The 17338-nt window shown below is 70.1% G+C and carries 20 protein-coding genes and 2 tRNA genes; 15 read left to right on the forward strand and 7 right to left on the reverse strand.

What is annotated here, in order from left to right; genetic code table 11:
• Window positions 1–53 precede the first annotated feature (53 nt).
• The 6 genes from E0D90_RS13605 to E0D90_RS13630 all read right to left on the reverse strand — a co-directional run bounded on the left by E0D90_RS13605 (window position 54) and on the right by E0D90_RS13630 (window position 4645).
• Window positions 54–1574: a sensor histidine kinase gene (locus E0D90_RS13605; RefSeq protein ID WP_227870206.1), complete on the reverse strand. Its 1521-nt coding sequence runs from the start codon at window positions 1572–1574 to the stop codon at window positions 54–56.
• Between the two features lie 213 nt (window positions 1575–1787).
• A complete protein-coding gene (locus E0D90_RS13610; protein ID WP_130798324.1) occupies window positions 1788–2642 on the reverse strand; it encodes an ABC transporter permease in 855 nt (284 codons plus the stop codon).
• Complete coding sequence (locus tag E0D90_RS13615) at window positions 2642–3652, reverse strand: ABC transporter ATP-binding protein (protein ID WP_103504319.1); 1011 nt, start codon at window positions 3650–3652, stop codon at window positions 2642–2644. Before E0D90_RS13615 ends, E0D90_RS13610 begins: the two co-directional genes overlap by 1 nt.
• Window positions 3653–3908: 256 nt before the next feature.
• Window positions 3909–3981 (reverse strand) — tRNA-Gly (locus tag E0D90_RS13620).
• 82 nt (window positions 3982–4063) lie between these two features.
• A tRNA-Gly gene (locus tag E0D90_RS13625) sits at window positions 4064–4135 on the reverse strand.
• A gap of 192 nt (window positions 4136–4327) precedes the next feature.
• Entirely contained in the window at window positions 4328–4645 is a 318-nt protein-coding gene (locus E0D90_RS13630; protein WP_103504318.1) for a histone-like nucleoid-structuring protein Lsr2, read from the reverse strand.
• A gap of 349 nt (window positions 4646–4994) precedes the next feature.
• Here E0D90_RS13630 and purS point away from each other — a divergent pair, with 349 nt between their 5' ends.
• The 11 genes from purS (at window position 4995) to E0D90_RS13685 (ending at window position 13406) form a co-directional block, all read left to right on the forward strand.
• Window positions 4995–5279, forward strand: coding sequence for a phosphoribosylformylglycinamidine synthase subunit PurS (gene purS / locus E0D90_RS13635; protein ID WP_103504317.1), 285 nt, complete (start codon window positions 4995–4997; stop codon window positions 5277–5279).
• On the forward strand, window positions 5276–5953 hold the full coding sequence (gene purQ / locus E0D90_RS13640; RefSeq protein WP_103504316.1) for a phosphoribosylformylglycinamidine synthase subunit PurQ: 678 nt from the start codon (window positions 5276–5278) through the stop codon (window positions 5951–5953). Before purS ends, purQ begins: the two co-directional genes overlap by 4 nt.
• Window positions 5950–8199: a phosphoribosylformylglycinamidine synthase subunit PurL gene (gene purL / locus E0D90_RS13645; protein WP_103504315.1), complete on the forward strand. Its 2250-nt coding sequence runs from the start codon at window positions 5950–5952 to the stop codon at window positions 8197–8199. The genes purQ and purL overlap by 4 nt, the downstream gene beginning before the upstream one ends.
• 275 nt (window positions 8200–8474) lie before the next feature.
• On the forward strand, window positions 8475–9326 hold the full coding sequence (locus E0D90_RS13650; protein ID WP_130798325.1) for a helix-turn-helix domain-containing protein: 852 nt from the start codon (window positions 8475–8477) through the stop codon (window positions 9324–9326).
• Entirely contained in the window at window positions 9265–9477 is a 213-nt protein-coding gene (locus E0D90_RS13655) for a DUF397 domain-containing protein (protein ID WP_130798327.1), read from the forward strand. The genes E0D90_RS13650 and E0D90_RS13655 overlap by 62 nt, the downstream gene beginning before the upstream one ends.
• 158 nt (window positions 9478–9635) lie before the next feature.
• Complete coding sequence (locus E0D90_RS13660; protein ID WP_130798329.1) at window positions 9636–9848, forward strand: DUF397 domain-containing protein; 213 nt, start codon at window positions 9636–9638, stop codon at window positions 9846–9848.
• Window positions 9849–10051: 203 nt separating this feature from the next.
• Window positions 10052–10348 (forward strand): hypothetical protein, encoded by a 297-nt coding sequence (locus E0D90_RS13665; RefSeq protein WP_130798331.1) that lies wholly within the window; start codon window positions 10052–10054, stop codon window positions 10346–10348.
• Window positions 10349–10440: 92 nt separating this feature from the next.
• Window positions 10441–11595, forward strand: coding sequence for a hypothetical protein (locus tag E0D90_RS13670; RefSeq protein WP_130798333.1), 1155 nt, complete (start codon window positions 10441–10443; stop codon window positions 11593–11595).
• Window positions 11592–12125 (forward strand): hypothetical protein, encoded by a 534-nt coding sequence (locus E0D90_RS13675; RefSeq protein WP_130798335.1) that lies wholly within the window; start codon window positions 11592–11594, stop codon window positions 12123–12125. Before E0D90_RS13670 ends, E0D90_RS13675 begins: the two co-directional genes overlap by 4 nt.
• Entirely contained in the window at window positions 12115–12759 is a 645-nt protein-coding gene (locus tag E0D90_RS13680; protein WP_130798337.1) for a hypothetical protein, read from the forward strand. The genes E0D90_RS13675 and E0D90_RS13680 overlap by 11 nt, the downstream gene beginning before the upstream one ends.
• Complete coding sequence (locus tag E0D90_RS13685) at window positions 12756–13406, forward strand: hypothetical protein (protein ID WP_130798339.1); 651 nt, start codon at window positions 12756–12758, stop codon at window positions 13404–13406. The genes E0D90_RS13680 and E0D90_RS13685 overlap by 4 nt, the downstream gene beginning before the upstream one ends.
• Window positions 13407–13432: 26 nt before the next feature.
• Here E0D90_RS13685 and E0D90_RS13690 read toward each other — a convergent pair whose 3' ends face one another.
• Window positions 13433–13930 (reverse strand): hypothetical protein, encoded by a 498-nt coding sequence (locus E0D90_RS13690; protein WP_130798341.1) that lies wholly within the window; start codon window positions 13928–13930, stop codon window positions 13433–13435.
• A 137-nt stretch (window positions 13931–14067) separates the two neighbouring features.
• Here E0D90_RS13690 and E0D90_RS13695 point away from each other — a divergent pair, with 137 nt between their 5' ends.
• The 4 genes from E0D90_RS13695 to E0D90_RS13710 all read left to right on the forward strand — a co-directional run.
• Window positions 14068–14334 carry an acylphosphatase gene (locus tag E0D90_RS13695; RefSeq protein ID WP_174856194.1) on the forward strand — a complete coding sequence of 89 codons (267 nt, stop codon included), beginning with the start codon at window positions 14068–14070 and terminating at the stop codon, window positions 14332–14334.
• 122 nt (window positions 14335–14456) lie between these two features.
• Complete coding sequence (locus tag E0D90_RS13700) at window positions 14457–14840, forward strand: hypothetical protein (RefSeq protein ID WP_130798343.1); 384 nt, start codon at window positions 14457–14459, stop codon at window positions 14838–14840.
• A 199-nt stretch (window positions 14841–15039) separates the two neighbouring features.
• Window positions 15040–15393: a hypothetical protein gene (locus E0D90_RS13705; protein WP_103504306.1), complete on the forward strand. Its 354-nt coding sequence runs from the start codon at window positions 15040–15042 to the stop codon at window positions 15391–15393.
• 415 nt (window positions 15394–15808) lie between these two features.
• Window positions 15809–17338 (forward strand): MFS transporter (locus tag E0D90_RS13710; RefSeq protein WP_130798349.1); only part of this gene is annotated, 1530 nt, incomplete at its 3' end.

Genomic DNA, 17338 nt, shown 5'->3' on the forward strand with positions numbered 1-17338 from the left:
CCCGCCCGCTCTCCGCCGCCTCCGCCGCCTCCGCCGTGTCCGCCGTCTCGGACTCACTGGGTTCCCTCATCGCTCCGCTCTCGCTCGCCCGCCGGCGGGCACGGAACGCGTGCCGTCAGCAGGAAGGTGCCGTCCGAACCGGGCTCGGCGGTGAGCGTGCCGCCCACCGCTCCGAGCCGCTCCCGCAGTCCGGCCAGACCCGACCCGGCGCGCCGCCGCGCGTCCCGTGCCGAGCCGGCCACCCCGTTGTTCTCCATGGTCAGCACGGCCACCGGGCCGCCCGTCGCGCCCACGCCGGCGCGCGACGCTCCGGCCGGGCGGCCCACCGCGCCGATCCGGGTGCCCAGTTGGCGCAGCGACGCCAGCCGCAGCCCGCCCGAGCCGGCCGCGGCTTCCCCCGGGACCGCCGCCTCCTCCGTGACCGCGGTCCCCTCCGCGGGCGTTGTCCCCTCCGGAGGTGCCGCCTCCTCCGTCCGGGCCGGGTCCGCCGGGTCCGCCGGGTCCGCCGGGCCCGTGCCTCCCGTCCCCACCGTGACGGCTTCCTCGCGCAGCTCCACCCGCAGTGAGCACCGCGCCGCCTCGCTGTGCCGCAGCACGTTGGTCGCCCCCTCGCGGACCACCCATCCGAGCGCGGTCGCCACCTCCTCCGGCAGCTTCGCGGTCGGCCCCGGCGTGACCGTGCACCGGATGCCCGCCGCCTCCAGCACGCCGCGCGCCCCCGCGATCTCCGCCGTCAGATCGGCCTCCCGGTAGCCGCGCAGCACCGCCCGCATCTCCTGCTGCGACTCCCGCGCGATCTGCTGGACCTCGGCCATCTGCTCCGTGGCCGCCGCCGAACCGCGCTGCGACAGCTGCACCGCCAGCTCGCTCTTCAGCGCGATCACCGAAAGGTTGCGGCCCAGCACGTCGTGCATGTCGCGCCCGAACCGCAGCCGCTCCTCCGCCACCGCCAGCCGCGCCTGCGTCTCCCGAGCCTGGTGCAGCTCCTCGACGATCTTCAGCACCCAGCTGGACGTCCGGAACATGCTGCCGACGAAGACACAGCCGCTCACCGAGAACAGCACCCACTGCGCCATCGACACACCCGGCGGGTCCAGCGCCGCGATACTCAGCCACGCCACGACCAGCGGCACCGCGGTGACGGCCATTCCGCGCCACAACGAGGACAGCATCATCGCCGGTCCGCTGAAGAAGATCGGGAACCAGGTCAGCACGACGACCGCGTTCTCGCCGGTCCGTCCCGTCGCGATGAGGACCAGGCCGAGCGCCACCCCGACCAGCGTCACCGCCAGGAAGAGCGCGAACCGCCGGTCGGGCCACTTCCCCTCGCCCAGGTAGGAGCGCAGCGTGTGGAACGTCGTGGTGAACAGCAGCCACAGGTGGACGCAGCCGACCGCGACCAGCAGCAGCCGCACCGGCGGCTCCGCCATGTCACGGATGGCGAACACCCAGACGCCGAGCACCCACGCCTCGGTCGCGCAGATCATGTAGACGCCGAAGTAGGTGTAGTGCCGGAGGTGGATGCGGCTGCTGGTGCGCCGGTAGCGCTTCAGGGCCGACAGCGCCTGCTGCACGGTGTCTCTCCTCGGTCGTTCAGTCGCGTACCGCCGGTCCGCCGGACGCCCCCGGTGGCACCGGACTCCTGGTGGCGCCGGACGTCCCCGGTGCCGCCGGTGCCGGGCACGGTCATCCCCGGCGGCCCCCGCCGCTGTGGACGCGACACGGCCGGGCGTCGTCCGACGCCCGGCCCCCGCGCCGCCGGTGGTGGTCACCGACGGCCTTCGCGACTACTGCCGGGGGTCCCAGCGGAACCAGCGCCGTATTCCGTAGCCTGCCAGCACAGTCCAGGCCACGGCCAGCAACAGGGCCCGGGTGACGTCGCCGCCGCCCGCGTCCAGCCATCCGGCCCGCACCAGGTCCATGATCGGCGTGAACGGCAGCATCCGGAAGATGTCGGCCATCCGGTCCGGCAGGGTGTCCAGCTGGGTCAGCATGCCCGATGTGGCCATCGCCAGCAGGAACAGGGGCATCGCCGTGATCTGCGCGCTCTCCACCGTCCTGGTGAAGGCCGAGGTGAGGATCGCCATCAGCGTCATCATCAGCGTGCCGAGCAGCACACCCGCGATCAGCAGGTCCGGCCGCACCGGCGTGGACAGCGACGGGTGCGCCGAGCCGGCGACGATGATCACCGCGCACTGCATCAGCGACAGGACCACCGCCGGGACCGCCGTACCGGCCAGGATCTGGGAGTCGGTCGCCTCCCCCGTGCGCAGCCGCTTCAGCACGCGCTCCTCGCGGCGCCCGACGTACGCCGGGATCAGCGTCGAGTAGACCGCCATCAGCAGCACCATGCCGATCGCACTGGTACCGAGCACCGCCGCCAGCGGCAGGTTGCCGTCGTCCAGGCCCAGGGTGTCGGCCATCGTCAGGAGGAAGCCGACCATCAGCAGCGGCATCAGCAACGCGCCGAACAGCGCGGTGCGGTTGCGCACCAGCAGCGTCAGCTCCGCGCGGCTCAGCGCCGCCATCCGGCGCCGGGCGGCCTTGTCCGGGAGCCGCATCCACGAGGTCGGGGCGGGCTTCACCGGGCGCGGCGCGTCCGGACGGGGGGAATCGGGTCGGGTGGTGGTGGTGGTGCTCATCACAGGGCCCCTTCGAGCTGCGGCTGCTGCCGGGCGATGTCGAGGAACGCCTCTTCCAGCGAGGCGGTACGGGCGTTGAGCTGCTCCAGCGCGACGTGCTGCTGCTGGGCCCACAGCATCAGCTCGGTCAGGTCCCGCTGGAGGTCCTGGGTGCGGATCTCGATCTGGTCGCCGTGGGCCGCGGCCCGCAGCGAGGTCGGCAGGTGGGCGGGAAGCACCCCGTGCGGCAGCCGGAACCTGATCCGGCTCGGCTGCTGGGCGCTGACCTCGGCCGGGGTGCCGGAGTGCACGATCTGCCCCTCGTGCATGATCGCCAGCCGGTCGGCCAGCTTCTCGGCCTCGTCCAGGTAGTGCGTGGTCAGCATGATCGAGGTGCCCGCGTCACGCAGCCGGCGGATCAGCGCCCAGGTCTGCTGCCGCGCCTCGGGGTCGAGGCCGGTCGTCGGCTCGTCCAGGAACAGCACCTCGGGGTAGCCGATCAGGGACATCGCCAGGTCCAGGCGTCGCCGCTCACCGCCGGAGAGCATCTTCACCCGCACCGAGGCGCGGTCCTCGATACCGACCAGCTCCAGCGCCTCCTGGATCGGACGGGCACCGGTCACACAGCCCGACCACATGCGGGCGGTCTCGGCGACCGTCAGGTCCGAGGGGAAGCCGCCCTCCTGGAGCATGATGCCGATCCGCGGCCGGACCGCGGCACGGTCGGCGAACGGGTCGAGTCCCAGCACCGCGACCTTTCCGGCCGTCGGCCGCGCCAGCCCCTCCAGCACCTCCACGGTCGAGGTCTTCCCCGCGCCGTTGGTGCCCAGCAGCGCGAAGACCTCGCCGCGGCGGACCTGGAAGTCCAGGCCGCGCACGGCCTCGAACCCTCCGGCGCCGGTGTCTCCGCCGCGCTTGCGGCCGAGCGCCGTCACCCCGCCCTTGCGGCCGGCCTTGCTGCCGCCGGAAGCGGCACTGCCGTAGCGCCGCCGCAGCCCCGTCACTTCGATCACGTGCTCAGTCATGTCCATCAGCTTTCCGCGCCCCGGGCGGCTTCGGCAGTGCGTGGTGTCACGACGTGACATGACAAATGTCAGCGGGGGGTCGGCGGGGGCCGGTGGCCCGGCGCCGGGACATCGCGCCCACGGCGCCGGGACGTCGCGCCCACGGGGCGGGGACATCGCGCCCACGGCGCCGGGACGTCGCGCCCACGGGGCGGGGACATCGCGAGCAGCCCCCGGACACGACGAAGGCCCGGTCCGAGGGGACCGGGCCTTCGCCATCCTGAGCGGACGACCAGGTTCGAACTGGCGACCTCAACCTTGGCAAGGTTGCGCTCTACCAACTGAGCTACGTCCGCGTTTTTCCGTTACCGACGGAATGCGGTCGATCTCTCGATCGATGCTCGCCGCACCATTCCGAAGAATGGTGCGGCGAACCTGAGCGGGCGACAGGAATTGCACACTGCGCCTCCCCTTTGGAAAAGGGGCGCTCTACTACTGAGCTACGCCCGCACAACCCCGGGGTGACCGGGCTTTTCGGCCCTGTCCCTCGCGGCGTGTTCCAGACTCTAGCCGATCACCCGGGGTGGATGGCAAGTCGGGAGCGTGGCGGGCGCCGTTCGGCCCCCGCAGGGGTCGCGAGCGGTCGCCGCGCCGGTGACCGGGCAGGCCGCCGCCGGGGCCGGCGCCGACCCAACGCGACGGTCAGTGCGCCTCGTTGAAGGCGTCGTAGACCTTCTTCGGGATGCGGCCGCGCGCCGGCACGTCCATGCCGTTGGAGTCCGCCCACGCGCGCACCGCGCGCGGGTCGGGCGCGACGGAGGTGTGCCGGTAGGACTTGCCGGAGCGGGTCTGCTTGCGGCCCGCCTCGACGAACGGCCGCAGCGCGGCGCGCAGCTGCTCGGCGTTGTCCGCGTTGAGGTCGATCTCGTACGACCGGCCGTCGAGGCCGAAGGCGACCGTCTCCGCGGCTGCCCCGCCGTCGATGTCGTCGGAGAGGGTGACCACTACCTGCTGTGCCACGTGTACCGGTCCTTTCGGGATGACCGCTCCCGATCCGGTGCGGGCCGAGCGGTCCGAGTGCCGGCGCCGCAAGATCGAAGAGAGGCGGACAAAAACAATTGTCTGCAAGTGTGTTCCGGGACACGGGCCGCGGTATTGCACCGAGCGGCGCCGGGCGACCGTGAATTTCCCCGTTCGCGCGCCGCCTGACCGCATCACGGAGCTACGTTCCTTTTACCATTCTCGCGCCGGTAATCGCGTGTCCGATACCTGAACGTGACCCCGTACCGCACATATCTACCCGGGTAGATTTTCATCCCGGGTACGCTGAGCGGAGCAGCGTCAAGCACCAACACCACCGGGAGTACCTGTGGCTCGCGTCGTAGTCGACGTCATGCTCAAGCCGGAGATCCTCGACCCCCAGGGCCAGGCGGTGCAGCGCGCACTGCCCCGGCTGGGGTTCGAAGGTATCGCCGATGTGCGGCAGGGCAAGCGTTTTGAACTGGAAGTCGAGGGTCCGGTCGACGACGCCGCCCTCGCCCGTATCCGGGAGCTGGCGGAGAGTTTCCTCGCCAACACCGTGATCGAGGACTTCACCGTCCGTGTCGAGGAGTCCGCCGCCGGCGCGACCGCCCCCACCGGGGCCGCCCGGTGACCACCCGCATCGGAGTGGTCACCTTCCCCGGATCACTCGACGACAGCGACGCCCGCCGCGCCGTGCGCCTGGCTGGCGGCGAGCCCGTCGCCCTGTGGCACCGCGACCGCGACCTGCACCAGGTCGACGCCGTCGTGCTGCCCGGCGGGTTCTCCTACGGCGACTACCTGCGCTGCGGCGCCATCGCCCGGTTCTCCCCGGTGATGGAGACCGTCATCGAGCAGGCCCGTGGTGGGATGCCCGTCCTCGGCATCTGCAACGGCTTCCAGGTGCTGTGCGAGTCGCACCTGCTGCCCGGCGCGCTCACCCGCAACGACCACCTGCACTTCGTCTGCCGCGACCAGCGGCTGAAGGTCGAGAACGCGGACACCGCCTGGACCGCCGACTACACCGCCGGCCAGGAGATCACCGTTCCGCTGAAGAACGGCGAGGGCGGCTACGTCGCCGACGAGCGCACCCTCGACGAGCTGGAGGCCGAGGGCCGCGTCGTCTTCCGCTACCTCGGCGGCAACCCCAACGGCTCCCGTCGCGACATCGCCGGCATCACCAACGCCGCCGGCAACGTCGTCGGCCTGATGCCGCACCCCGAGCACGCCGTCGAGCCGCTGACCGGCCCCACCACCGACGGGCTCGGGTTCTTCACCTCCGTTCTGAAGAAGCTGGTTCAGGCATGAGCGTCGACACCACCAAGCACGCGGCCGAGACGCCGGACACCCCGCAGCCCTGGGCCGAACTCGGCCTCAAGGAAGACGAGTACCAGCGCATCCGCGAGATCCTCGGCCGCCGCCCGACCGGCGCCGAACTCGCCATGTACTCCGTCATGTGGTCCGAGCACTGCTCCTACAAGTCGAGCAAGGTGCACCTGCGGCAGTTCGGCGAGAAGGCCCCGGCCAGCGACGCCATGCTCGTCGGCATCGGCGAGAACGCCGGCGTCGTCGACATCGGGCAGGGCTACGCGGCGACCTTCAAGGTCGAGTCGCACAACCACCCCTCCTACATCGAGCCCTACCAGGGCGCCGCCACCGGCATCGGCGGCATCGTCCGCGACATCCTCGCCATGGGCGCCCGCCCGGTCGCCGTCATGGACCCGCTGCGCTTCGGCGCCGCGGACCACCCCGACACCCGCCGCGTCCTGCCCGGCGTCGTCGCCGGCATCGGCGGCTACGGCAACTGCCTCGGCCTGCCCAACATCGGCGGCGAGATCGTCTTCGACTCCTGCTACCAGGGCAACCCGCTGGTCAACGCGCTGTGCGTCGGCGTGATGCGACACGAGGACATCCACCTCGCCAAGGCGTCCGGCGCCGGCAACAAGGTCATCCTCTACGGCGCCCGCACCGGTGGCGACGGCATCGGCGGCGTCTCCGTGCTCGCCTCGGAGACCTTCGACGCCGACGGCCCCTCCCGGCGCCCCGCCGTCCAGGTCGGTGACCCCTTCCAGGAGAAGCTCCTCATCGAGTGCACCCTGGAGGTCTTCGCCGAAGACCTCGTCGTCGGCATCCAGGACCTCGGCGGCGCCGGACTCTCCTGCGCCACCTCCGAGTTGGCCTCCGCCGGCTCCGGCGGCATGCGTGTCGAGCTGGACACCGTGCCGCTGCGCGACGCCACGCTCTCGCCCGAGGAGATCCTCATGAGCGAGTCGCAGGAGCGGATGTGCGCCATCGTCACTCCGGAGAACACCGAGCGGTTCCTGGAGATCTGCGAGAAGTGGGACGTCATCGCCACCGTCATCGGTGAGGTCACCGACGGCGAGCGGCTGGAGATCACCTGGCACGGCGAGCAGATCGTCGACGTCATCCCCGGCACCGTCGCCCACGAAGGCCCCGTCTACGAGCGGCCGTTGGCCCGCCCCGACTGGCTGGACGCCCTCCAGGCCGACAGCGCCGCCAAGCTGGCACAGCCCGCCAACGCCGACGAACTGCGCGCGCAGGTCCTCGCGTTGGTCTCCTCGCCCAACCAGGCGGCGAAGAGCTGGGTCACCGACCAGTACGACCGCTACGTCCTCGGCAACACCGTGCTGGCCACCCCCGAGGACTCCGGCATGATCCGCGTCGACGAGGAGACCAACCTCGGCGTCGCCCTCGCCACCGACGGCAACGGCCGCTACGCCAAGCTCGACCCGTACGCGGGCGCGCAGCTGGCGCTGGCCGAGGCGTACCGCAACGTCGCCGCCTCCGGCGCCAAGCCGCTCGCCGTCACCGACTGCCTCAACTTCGGCTCGCCCGAGGACCCGGCCGTCATGTGGCAGTTCGCCGAGGCGTGCCGCGGGCTCGCCGACGCCTGCGCGACGCTCGGCACCCCGGTCACCGGCGGCAACGTCTCGCTCTACAACCAGACCGGCGAGCAGGCCATCCACCCCACCCCGGTGGTCGGCGTCCTCGGCGTCATCGACGACGTGAACCGGCGGACCCCGATGGCGTTCCGCGAGGAGGGCCAGCTGCTCTACCTCCTCGGCGACACCCGCGAGGAGTTCGGCGGCTCGGCCTGGTCCCAGGTCGTCCACGACCACCTTGGCGGCCTGCCCCCGAAGGTCGACCTGGAGCGTGAGCGGCTGCTGGCGGAGATCCTCGTCAACGCCTCACGCGACGGCATGATCGACGCCGCGCACGACCTCTCCGACGGCGGGCTCATCCAGGCCGTCACCGAGTCCTGCCTCAAGGGCGGACACGGGGCCCGCCTCGTCGTCCCGGACGGTCTGTCGGCGTTCACCTTCCTCTTCTCGGAATCGGCCGGCCGTGCCGTCGTCGCCGTGCCGAGGAGTGAAGAGGTCCGCTTCAACGACATGTGCGGCGCCCGCGGCCTCCCGGTCACGCGCGTGGGTGTCGTCGACGGCGACACCATCGAGGTCCAGGGCGAGTTCACCCTGCCCCTGGCCGAACTGCGCGAGGCCCACGAGCGGACCCTGCCGGAGCTGTTCGGCTGATCCCGGCTCCTGTCCGACCGCGCCCGGGGCGCCGGTGCACCACCCGCGAGGGTGGTGCACCGGCGCCCTTCGCGCTCCCCACGCACCCGTTTGCGCCGGTCCGCCAACTGGACTGCGGCGTAGGGCACTTGAGTATGGGGAATTCATGGAACCCCTCCCATCACCCGCGTGAAGTCACTGATCGCTGCGAAACGGCTACGCAGGGCGCTGGGCCGCTCCTAGGCTGAGGGCCATCTCCGCTTCGCGGATCGCCTCGTCATCGGGAGGGCACTGACATGGCACTACGAGAGCCGTACGCCGAAGAACTCCGCGCACAACGGGAACGAGCCGGCCTCACTCAGGCCGAACTCGGGGAGCGACTGCGCGTCCACCCGTCGCTGATCGCCCACTGGGAAGCAGGTCGGCGCAGGCCCTGCCCCGAGGACGCAGACCGACTGGACGAGGTCTTCGGCACACCGGGCACATTCGCCCGCTTCCTCAAGCCCCGCCCGTACGCCGCCTACTTCGAGCGCGCCGCGCAGGCCGAGGAGAGCGCGGCCCGGATCGAGGAGTTCGCACCCGTCTACGTCCCCGGTCTGCTTCAGACCGAGGCATACGCCCGCCAGGTCTTCCGCACTTCCCGTCTCCACTGGTGCGAGGAGGAGCTGGAGCGGTACGTGGCGAATCGACTGAAGCGAGCCGAGATTCTGCGTCGAGACTCGCCGGAGGCGTGGTTCATCCTCTCCGAGTCGGTGCTCAGGATCGCGGTGGGCGGGCCCGCGGTGATGTCCGAACAGTTGGCTCATATCGCTGAGTTGGCACGCCGTCACCGGGTACTGCTCCAGGTAGTACCGTTCGCGCACGGCAGCCACTCGGCGATGGGTTCGATGCTCAAGCTGATGAAGTTCGCGGAAGGGCCGGACCTGGCCTACGTCGAAGCCCTGTACACCGGCAACGTGATCGATGCCGATACTCCGGAAGTAGTCCGGGGATGCAGGGACGCGTACGATCCGGTGCGGGCTGCCGCCCTGCCCCCAGATGCCTCGCTGCACCTGCTGGAAAACGTCATGGAGGAGTACCGAAGCTATGACCGCACCCTTCTTCCCGAGCAGCGCCGTGTGGCGCAAGTCCAGCTACAGCGACGGTAACGGCGGAGACTGCGTCGAGGTGGCCGACGGCGTTCCCGGTGTCATGCCCGTCCGGGATTCCAAGGCTCCCGCTGGCCCGTCGCTGGTGATCCCCGCCGCCTCCTGGACCGGATTCGTCACCGCCGTCCGCACGGGAGACCTCGCCGTCTGAACCGGTCGACCGCCTCTGGCCCTGCCCGTAGTGGGCCAAGGGCGTGTGTGATCCGGTCAGCGAATGCGGCGACGCCTACGATCCGGTCCGGACGGTCACTCTGCCCGGGGATGCTCAGCGAGCCCGTCTGGAAGCCGATGTGGAGGAGTACCGAGACTATGACCGCACACTTCACCCTGAGCAGCGCCGTGTGGCGCAAGTCCAGCTACAGCGACGGTAATGGCGGCTCCTGCGTCGAGGTGGCCGACGGCGTTCCCGGTGTGATGCCCGTCCGGGACTCCAAGGCTCCCGCTGGCCCGTCGCTGGTGATCCCCGCCGCCTCCTGGACCGGATTCGTCACCGCCGTCCGCACGGGAGACCTCGCCGCCTGAACCGATCAACCGCCTCTGGCCCTGCCCGTAGTGGGTGGGGCCAGAGGCGTGTCGGGAGGCGACTCAGCGCTGCGCGCGTGCACGGACCCCACCCGCCAACCCGGCCCGTCACTCGGGCGAGTAGGGTCGTGCCGCTGTGTGAGCGCCGGGTGCCACGCCGACGGCGTTGTGCCCACAGCGCGCCGGTAGGGAGGGAACGCGCGGTGAGTGACGAGGACGAACTGGTCGTCGACTACGAGCTTCTTGACTCCTCGGCGAGTGAACTGGGAACGCTTCGCGATGAGTTCAACGGCCTGGGCGACTGGCAGAGCGATCTGGCCACGACGCTGGGCCATCGCGGTGTGCACAGTGCCGTCGAGGAGTTCGTGGACAACTGGAAGTACGGACGCCGCAAGCTCGTAGGTCAGTTGGAAGACCTAGGAGCAGCGGTCGAGGGGGCCAGAGACGCCTTCGGGGAGACCGACGGCGGCCTGGAGAAGCACTTGGTCCAGGGGGAGTGAAATCGGTGGCGCGACAGACGGACTGGTCTCCACTGCGTGGCAAGGACCCGACCCCGGGGGATCCGGACGGGGTACGCGATGAGGTCGACGCCATGACGAACACCGTCGACATGCTCCGGCGTCAGGCGAAGGCGCTCGAAGCGATGGCAGAGGATTCGGATCGTCTGAAGGGCCGCTACGCGGCCACGATCCGCGAGAAGTCCGGTGACTCCGCGAGTCAACTGGCGAAAGTGGCCAACCGCTACGAGGCGGTCGCGGGACACCTGGAAACCTGGGCCTCCGACCTGGAGGAAGCGCAGGAACTCTCCGCGACCGCCCTGGAGATGGCCCGGTGCGCCGAGGGCGACATGAGGAGCTGCGAAGCGCTGCTCGACGAAGACGAGGACGACAGCGCCGCGTCCAGCGCCCTCGAAACCGCCGAGGCGGAGTACGGCACCGCCGAAACCCTCATGGCGCAGGCGGAGGAGAGCTACGACGAAAGCGGCCGAACCGCCGCCCGCAACATAGAACGCGACATCAAGGACGACCTCAAAGACAGCTCCTGGGCCAAGTTCACCGGCTGGATGGACGACGCCGAATGGCTGCGAACGCTCATGACCGTCCTGAGCTGGGTGGGAACCTTCGCCGGAATCGCGGCGCTCTTCATCCCGGGCCTGGGAGTGATCGCCCTCGTGCTCACTGTCGCAGTCGCGGCCAATAATGTGCTCCAAGCTGCGTCCGGAAACGGCTCCTGGGTGGATGTGCTGCTCAGTGTCGGATGCCTGAAGTTCATCGCAAGAGGCGTCAAAGCGGGAAAGGCGCTTTCCCAGGCTCATAAGACAGGGAAAGTGGACGCGTCGAAAGCTGCGCAGGAGGGCGCCAGAAAAAACCATTTGGCCAAGACTCGTGTCGTTCGAAGTCGACGGGCCAGTAAGGAATACAGTGACCCGCTGAAGGCCGATGCCCGCCGTTCGGGACTTCGAGCGAGGAAGGCCGAGAACTCTCAGCAGGACCCGAAGCTGGAGCGATTCGATCGGGCGAAAGCTTACGGCGACAAAGCTGCTGCTGTTCAATACAAGGACTTGGAGCGAATGGCGCTTCGCTACCCCGATGACCCCGGGGTGATGCAGGCGGTGATGAGGGGTCGGGAGAGCTTCAAGGACGGATGGACCAGTTGGGCGGGTGCGACCGGCATTGACGGTATCGACAAGACGCTCACTGGGGCGGTCGGCCAAGAATATTCGGACCTCAAAGGGAGTGCCGGGTGATTGATTACCTATTTCAGGGCAAGGTCGATCAAGAACTGATAAGGCTCAGGTCTCGCGTCGCGCAGGACGGGGAAATCCATTACGAGCGTTTTCCGCGAATGTATGCATTCCTGCGAATTAATACCAGGGACGACCGGGGTGATGAACGGCGTGGATTCATCGTTGCTGTGACATCTCAAATCATTCTCGGCTTGGTCATGCTTCACATGGCGATCTTCAGCGTCTCGTCCGGCGGGCTGCTGTGGAAGACGGACTGGGAATACGCGGCGGGTGCGGTATGCACGTTCCTCGCGTTGCTGGCCTACTGGGAGCCGTACCGGCAGTGGCGCGTTCCCATGTTTGGCGTTGCCATGATGATGCAGTTCCTGCTGTACCTGATTTTCGGCCTTGTCTCTGTGCTCTCGATTTTCGTCGGCTCGGAAGAGCCCCTGTGGGGTGGTGTGATCGCGTTGCCCGTGTGCGTCGTAGCCATGTGGTGCTGGCGTGCCGGGCGGAAGTACGAGCTGGAGGTGTTGCGCGGTGAGCGGTGAGGTCGGTCAGCGCCCTGCCCCAGTCGGCTACCGGTTGATCGTCCCCAGCGAGTGGGAGCGGATACCGCTGCGGTCGGGGCGTGAGGAAGCCGTGCGCGGCATTCTGGACCGCGCGTTCGCGGAGTTGGCTAGGACAGCGCCGCCAGCCAAGCTGCTCCCGTTCCGTCGCGAGGCGGAGAAGAGACTGCTCCGCGCCGCGTCCGAGGCCCGCGCATCCAACGGGATCGAGCTCTACATCCCGGTTCGGGAGACCGGCGGGACCAAGCTCGCGGCCTCCTTCGTCGTGTCCTCGCACCGCATGGAACGCGAGATCCCGAGCGACCCGCTGCTGATCGCAGGCGAACTGGCCAGCCAGGAAGCGGACTCCGCAGTGGGTCACGACCTTCGGACGATGGAGGTGGACGGCGCGCTGACGGTACGCCGCGAGTGGGCCGCGCCCGCAGACCCCAGTCGGGGCGTGGAGACCGGCTCCCGCCGCGTCGACTACTTCATGGCCGTGCCGCACGACACCCGGCGCTGGATCGGCGTCAGCTTCTCCGGGATCGGGAGCGGTGACCCGCACGACACCATGGCGGACGCCCTGGTCGAGTGGTTCGACGCGCTGATGGAGACATTCGTCTGGAGGTACGCGTGAGCGAGGCGATGCCTTCGTGGGAGCACGCCAACGACGAGACCGCACCCGTGCTGGTGATCGACTACGACGTCTCCGTCTGGTGCGAGGTGCCACCGCTATGGGTGGAGGAGGACTGGGCCGAGCTCGGCACCTGGTCCCGCCGGTACTCCGAGGCATGCTGGGCGCCGGAGGATCCTGCTCCCGGTGATGTCGAGGCGTACGCCGACCAGTTGCGTGGATGCGGCGAGATCGCCCAAGCCCACGCCCCCGGCGCTCGCGCGCTCCTGTACACCCCTCATCCGCGCGCGGGAGGGCCGTTGACCGTCCTGGTCGATGTGCTGCCGGCGGAGAGCATGGAGCCATCGGTGGCACTGCGCCTGTTGACGCTCGCGGACGATGAGGACGCGGTACGTCCGGCGGTCGTCGACTCGTTTCCGTCACCCGACCTCGGAGACGGCCTCCGGGTCAGCCGGGCGATCCCGGGCGACGAGGACGGACTCTTCTTCCAGCTCCGATACGCCTGGTACTACCAGGAGTACGACGCCTACGTCCTGATGGTGACCATCACGCACGATCTGGAGCTGCTCGTCTCGGCGGTTCCCGAGATCGAGTACCTGGCCATGTCCACGAGATTCCTGGAGCCCGGAGAGGTCGAACCTCTCGACTGAGCCCGCTGCCCTGCGCGGTGGGTTCGCTATCGGCCGCGGCGGTTCCGGGCCGCTCGGACCTGGGCCCATACCACCAGTGAGATCGGTGCCGCGATGAGCGCGACGAAGTAGACCAATCGGATGGGGGCCGACCACGCCCAGTCCAACTGCGCGACGTGGCAGTAGAGCGGCTGGCAGTCCGTACCGTTCGTCGGGGGAAGGGAGCCGATCATCGAGATGACGGTTGCCGACGCCGCGATCCAGGCCAGCAACGCGCCACCCCACAACGCGACGCGCACCGGAACGGAGTTCAGTCCCAGCGCCTCGCGGTGGTGATAGGCGAGCCCCAGCCCTGTCGCCAGCGAGACCAACACGACGCTTCCGGTGGCCAGCACCGGCAGGAACATCTTCGTGCCGCCGGGGAATGCGGTGGCCCACTCCACGATGTCGTGACGGTATGGGTGTGCGATGGCGATCCCGCCGATGAGCACCGTCAGACCGAGCAGGGTGAACCGTACCGCCGGCCACCCCCTCGTCTCGTTCATCCGATCACCTTAGTGACCCACGTCGCTACGCGGGTAGTTGCCCGTTCCGGGCGGGCGACGCTCCTGGACGTGTCGCCCCAGGTGGGGGCGGTGCGGCTTGCCTACGATGGCGACTCCACTACCCCTGGGAGTGCTCCATGGTGCGCAAGCACGTCATCGTCTCCGGCCTCGTTCAGGGCGTGTTCTTCCGTGACACCTGCCGACGGGAGGCGCTGGCGCACGGCGTGCGCGGGTGGGTGCGCAACCTCCCGGACGGCACCGTGGAGGCCGTCTTCGAAGGTGATCCACAGGCTGTGGAAAACCTTCTGGCCTGGGCGCGGCGCGGTCCGGCGGCAGGCCGCGTGGACGACATGGCGGTCACCGACCAACAGCCGGAAGACCTAACGGAGTTCACTGTGCGCTGACGAGCCACGTCCGTGCGCCCCGGGTGCTCTCCCGTGCACCGCCCGTGATCCCCGGCCCTCTCGCATCCCGGCGCCCGCTGCCCCACGATGAGGCTAAGTACCACTCGACGAAAGGGTCCGCCATGGCCAAGCAGCCGCGCCACAGCCAGGGGTCCGGCGCTGCCCGCTCGCAGGACCGGTCGATGCGCCACGAGCGTCGCGGCCACCGCGACCAGCGCGATCAGCGGGACCAGCGCGATCAGCGCGATCAGCGCACGCAGGACCGCAGGTTCCAGGACCAGCGTGACCAGCGCACCCAGGACAACCGGGTTACCAACCGCCGGTCCCAGTCCCAGCACACCCAGCGGACGGAGGTACACGTCCACAACGCGGCCGGTTCCAGGGCGGGTTCCCAGGCGGACTCCCGGTCCCAGGCCCAGGCGAAGTCCGGCTACGGCCTGCTGGCCACCCTCCTGCTGACCCTTCTCGGCGGCATCGGGCTCCTCCTCTTCCTGCTGATCACCTGAGCCCCTCAGCCGTTCCGGGCGCGCCGTCTCCCTCAGGGGCCCGCGCGCCCGGCCCCGCCGCTGCGCTGGATCGACGGCGCGGCGGCGCGTTGCGGCGCTCCGGAAACGTCTCGCGAACGCGGGCGACACCGGCCTAGGCTCGGCCCGCACGCGTAGCCGTGCCCACCGACCCGCCCAGCGCCCCCGGAGTTCCAGCACCATGACCAGCCGGCCCGAAACCACCGTCCTGTGGCGTCCGACCGGCCCCCGGGAGCTCGACCTGGTCCGCGAACTCGGCTGGCACGCCTGGCCGCCGCGTCTTCCCGAGCAGCCGATCTTCTACCCGGTGCTCAACGAGGACTACGCGATCCGGATCGCGCGGGACTGGAACGTCCCCCAGGACGGCGTCGGTTACGTCACCCGCTTCGCCGTGGAGACCGAGTTCCTGAGCCGCTATCCGGTGCGTCAGGCCGGTGGCCGGACCATCCTCGAACTGTGGGTCCCGGCCGAGGAGCTCGACGAGTTGAACGCCCACATCGTGGGTGCGATCGAGGTCGTCCACGAGTTCCGCTGAGGCACTCCCGCCGGGAGGCCCGCTCCAGCCTCTCCACCGTGCCCACGCCGCCACGCCCACGTCCGGCACCGGGTGGAGGTGCGGGAGCCCACGAGCGGGGTCAAGCTGGGGAAATGGCCGACGGCGTTCGCGTCACCCGGCAGCCGGCGATCACCGGATCGCCCGGCCCCGCGTCGGCACCGTGTGACCGCCCCTGAGCGGTGGGTGAGCCGCACGCGGCCGGCCGGCCGGACCGCGGAGACGCGTGCCGGCCGGGACGCGAACCCGCCGGCCCGCGACAGCCCGGCGGGCAGCGCAGCGGGGGCGACGCGGAAGGAGGTCGGTCGTGGCTGACAGCGGCACGGCACCGCCCGGAGGGACGTCGCCGACATCGGCGGGAGCTTCCCACCAACGGCAGACACTGGCGCTCGCGGCGATGATGTTCGGCGTCGCGATGATCTTCATCGACCAGACGATCGTCGCGATCGCCGCACCCAGCATCAGCGAGGAGGTCGGACTCTCCGCCTCGGGAGTGCAGTGGGTCATCAACGCCTACCTGCTCGCGCTCGCCGCGTTCTTCGCGCTCGGCGGGCGGCTCTCCGACATCTACGGCCACCGGCGGATCATGCTCGTCGGCACCCTCGTGTTCGTCGCGTCCTCCGTGCTCTGCGGATGCGTTCCCGCCGGTGACTACGCGCAGGCGTGGCTGATCGCGTTCCGCGCCACCCAGGGATTCGGCGCCGCGCTGCTCTTCCCGTCCGCGCTCGCCGTCGTCGTCGCCGTCTTCCCGGTCGAACGGCGGGGCCGGGCACTGGCCTTGTTCTTCGGCCTCACCGGCGCGCTGACCGCCCTCGGCCCGTTGCTGGGCGGCTGGCTCACCGACTGGACGTGGCGCGCGATCTTCTGGGTCAACGTCCCTGTCGCGATCGTCGCGTTGACCCTGACGGCCCTGGCCCGGATCGAGGACCGACGGCGCCCCGAACGGCTGGACCTGGTCGGTGCGGCGCTGGTGGCGGTCGGCATGGGGCTGAGCGTGCTCGGCTTCCAGCAGGCGTCCTCCTGGGGCTGGACGGGACCGGCGACCTGGGCCTGCATCCTCGGCGGGCTGCTGGTGCTGGTCGTCTTCTGCCGGTACGAACTGCGGGTCGCGCAACCGCTGATCAAGCTGCGGGTGTTCCGCGACCGCGCCTTCACCGCCGACAACCTGGTGCTGTTCTTCGCGATGCTGGCGTTCGTTCCGCTGTTCTTCTTCGCCTCCGTGTACGCGCAGGTCTCGCTCGGTTCCACCGCCAACCAGGCCGCGCTCTACCTGCTCTACTTCTTCGCCGGGTTCGCCCTCGCCTCCCAGTGGGGAGGACGGATCCTCGACAAGCGCGGAGCACGCCCCGCCATGAGGATCGGCGCCGCCCTCGGCACGGTCGGATTCGCGCTCTGGGCAGCACGGTTGACCGACCTCTCCATGCACAACCAGTGGCCGTTCGTGGCGCTCTCCGGCGCCGGGATCGGCTTCCTCCTCGCACCGGCGTCCACCGACGCCGTCAACCGGTCGATCGGCGCCTCCTACGGCGAGGTCACCGGCGTCGTCCAGACCCTCCGCAACTACGCCGCGGCCGTCGGCCTGGCCGTCTACGGCACGCTGCTGACCCACGCCACCACCGACAACGTGGCGTCGACGCTGCGCGAGCGGGGCCTCGGCGCCGGCGAGGCCGACTCGGTCGCGCGCAGCGTCGCCGAGGCCGTCACCGGGCAGACGGGCGGCAGCGCCCCGTCCGGGGACGGCCCACTGGCCCGGATACTGGACAGCGCGGCGGACGCCATCCGGATGGACTTCGCCATGGCCAACCGGTGGGTCTTCTACGGCATGGCCATCGCACTCGCCATCGCCTTCCTCTGCTCCTTCCTGCACCCCGGCACCCGCGTCACCGAGCGCCCGCCGGCCCCCGACCCGACGGCGGGCCCCGACACC

Source organism: Streptomyces otsuchiensis (assembly GCF_004305975.1).
GTDB classification, from domain to species: domain Bacteria; phylum Actinomycetota; class Actinomycetes; order Streptomycetales; family Streptomycetaceae; genus Streptomyces; species Streptomyces otsuchiensis.

Bases quoted from the DNA above. Each gene is read 5' to 3' on its own strand.
- purL (WP_103504315.1), top strand. From the start codon at position 5,950: ATGAGCGTCGACACCACCAAGCACGCGGCCGAGACGCCGGACACCCCG.
- E0D90_RS13700 (WP_130798343.1), top strand. From the start codon at position 14,457: ATGGCCAAGCAGCCGCGCCACAGCCAGGGGTCCGGCGCTGCCCGCTCG.
- E0D90_RS13610 (WP_130798324.1), bottom strand. From the start codon at position 2,642: ATGAGCACCACCACCACCACCCGACCCGATTCCCCCCGTCCGGACGCG.
- E0D90_RS13705 (WP_103504306.1), top strand. From the start codon at position 15,040: ATGACCAGCCGGCCCGAAACCACCGTCCTGTGGCGTCCGACCGGCCCC.
- E0D90_RS13615 (WP_103504319.1), bottom strand. From the start codon at position 3,652: ATGGACATGACTGAGCACGTGATCGAAGTGACGGGGCTGCGGCGGCGC.
- E0D90_RS13660 (WP_130798329.1), top strand. From the start codon at position 9,636: ATGACCGCACACTTCACCCTGAGCAGCGCCGTGTGGCGCAAGTCCAGC.
- E0D90_RS13695 (WP_174856194.1), top strand. From the start codon at position 14,068: ATGGTGCGCAAGCACGTCATCGTCTCCGGCCTCGTTCAGGGCGTGTTC.
- E0D90_RS13690 (WP_130798341.1), bottom strand. From the start codon at position 13,930: ATGAACGAGACGAGGGGGTGGCCGGCGGTACGGTTCACCCTGCTCGGT.
- E0D90_RS13650 (WP_130798325.1), top strand. From the start codon at position 8,475: ATGGCACTACGAGAGCCGTACGCCGAAGAACTCCGCGCACAACGGGAA.
- E0D90_RS13655 (WP_130798327.1), top strand. From the start codon at position 9,265: ATGACCGCACCCTTCTTCCCGAGCAGCGCCGTGTGGCGCAAGTCCAGC.
- E0D90_RS13670 (WP_130798333.1), top strand. From the start codon at position 10,441: ATGACGAACACCGTCGACATGCTCCGGCGTCAGGCGAAGGCGCTCGAA.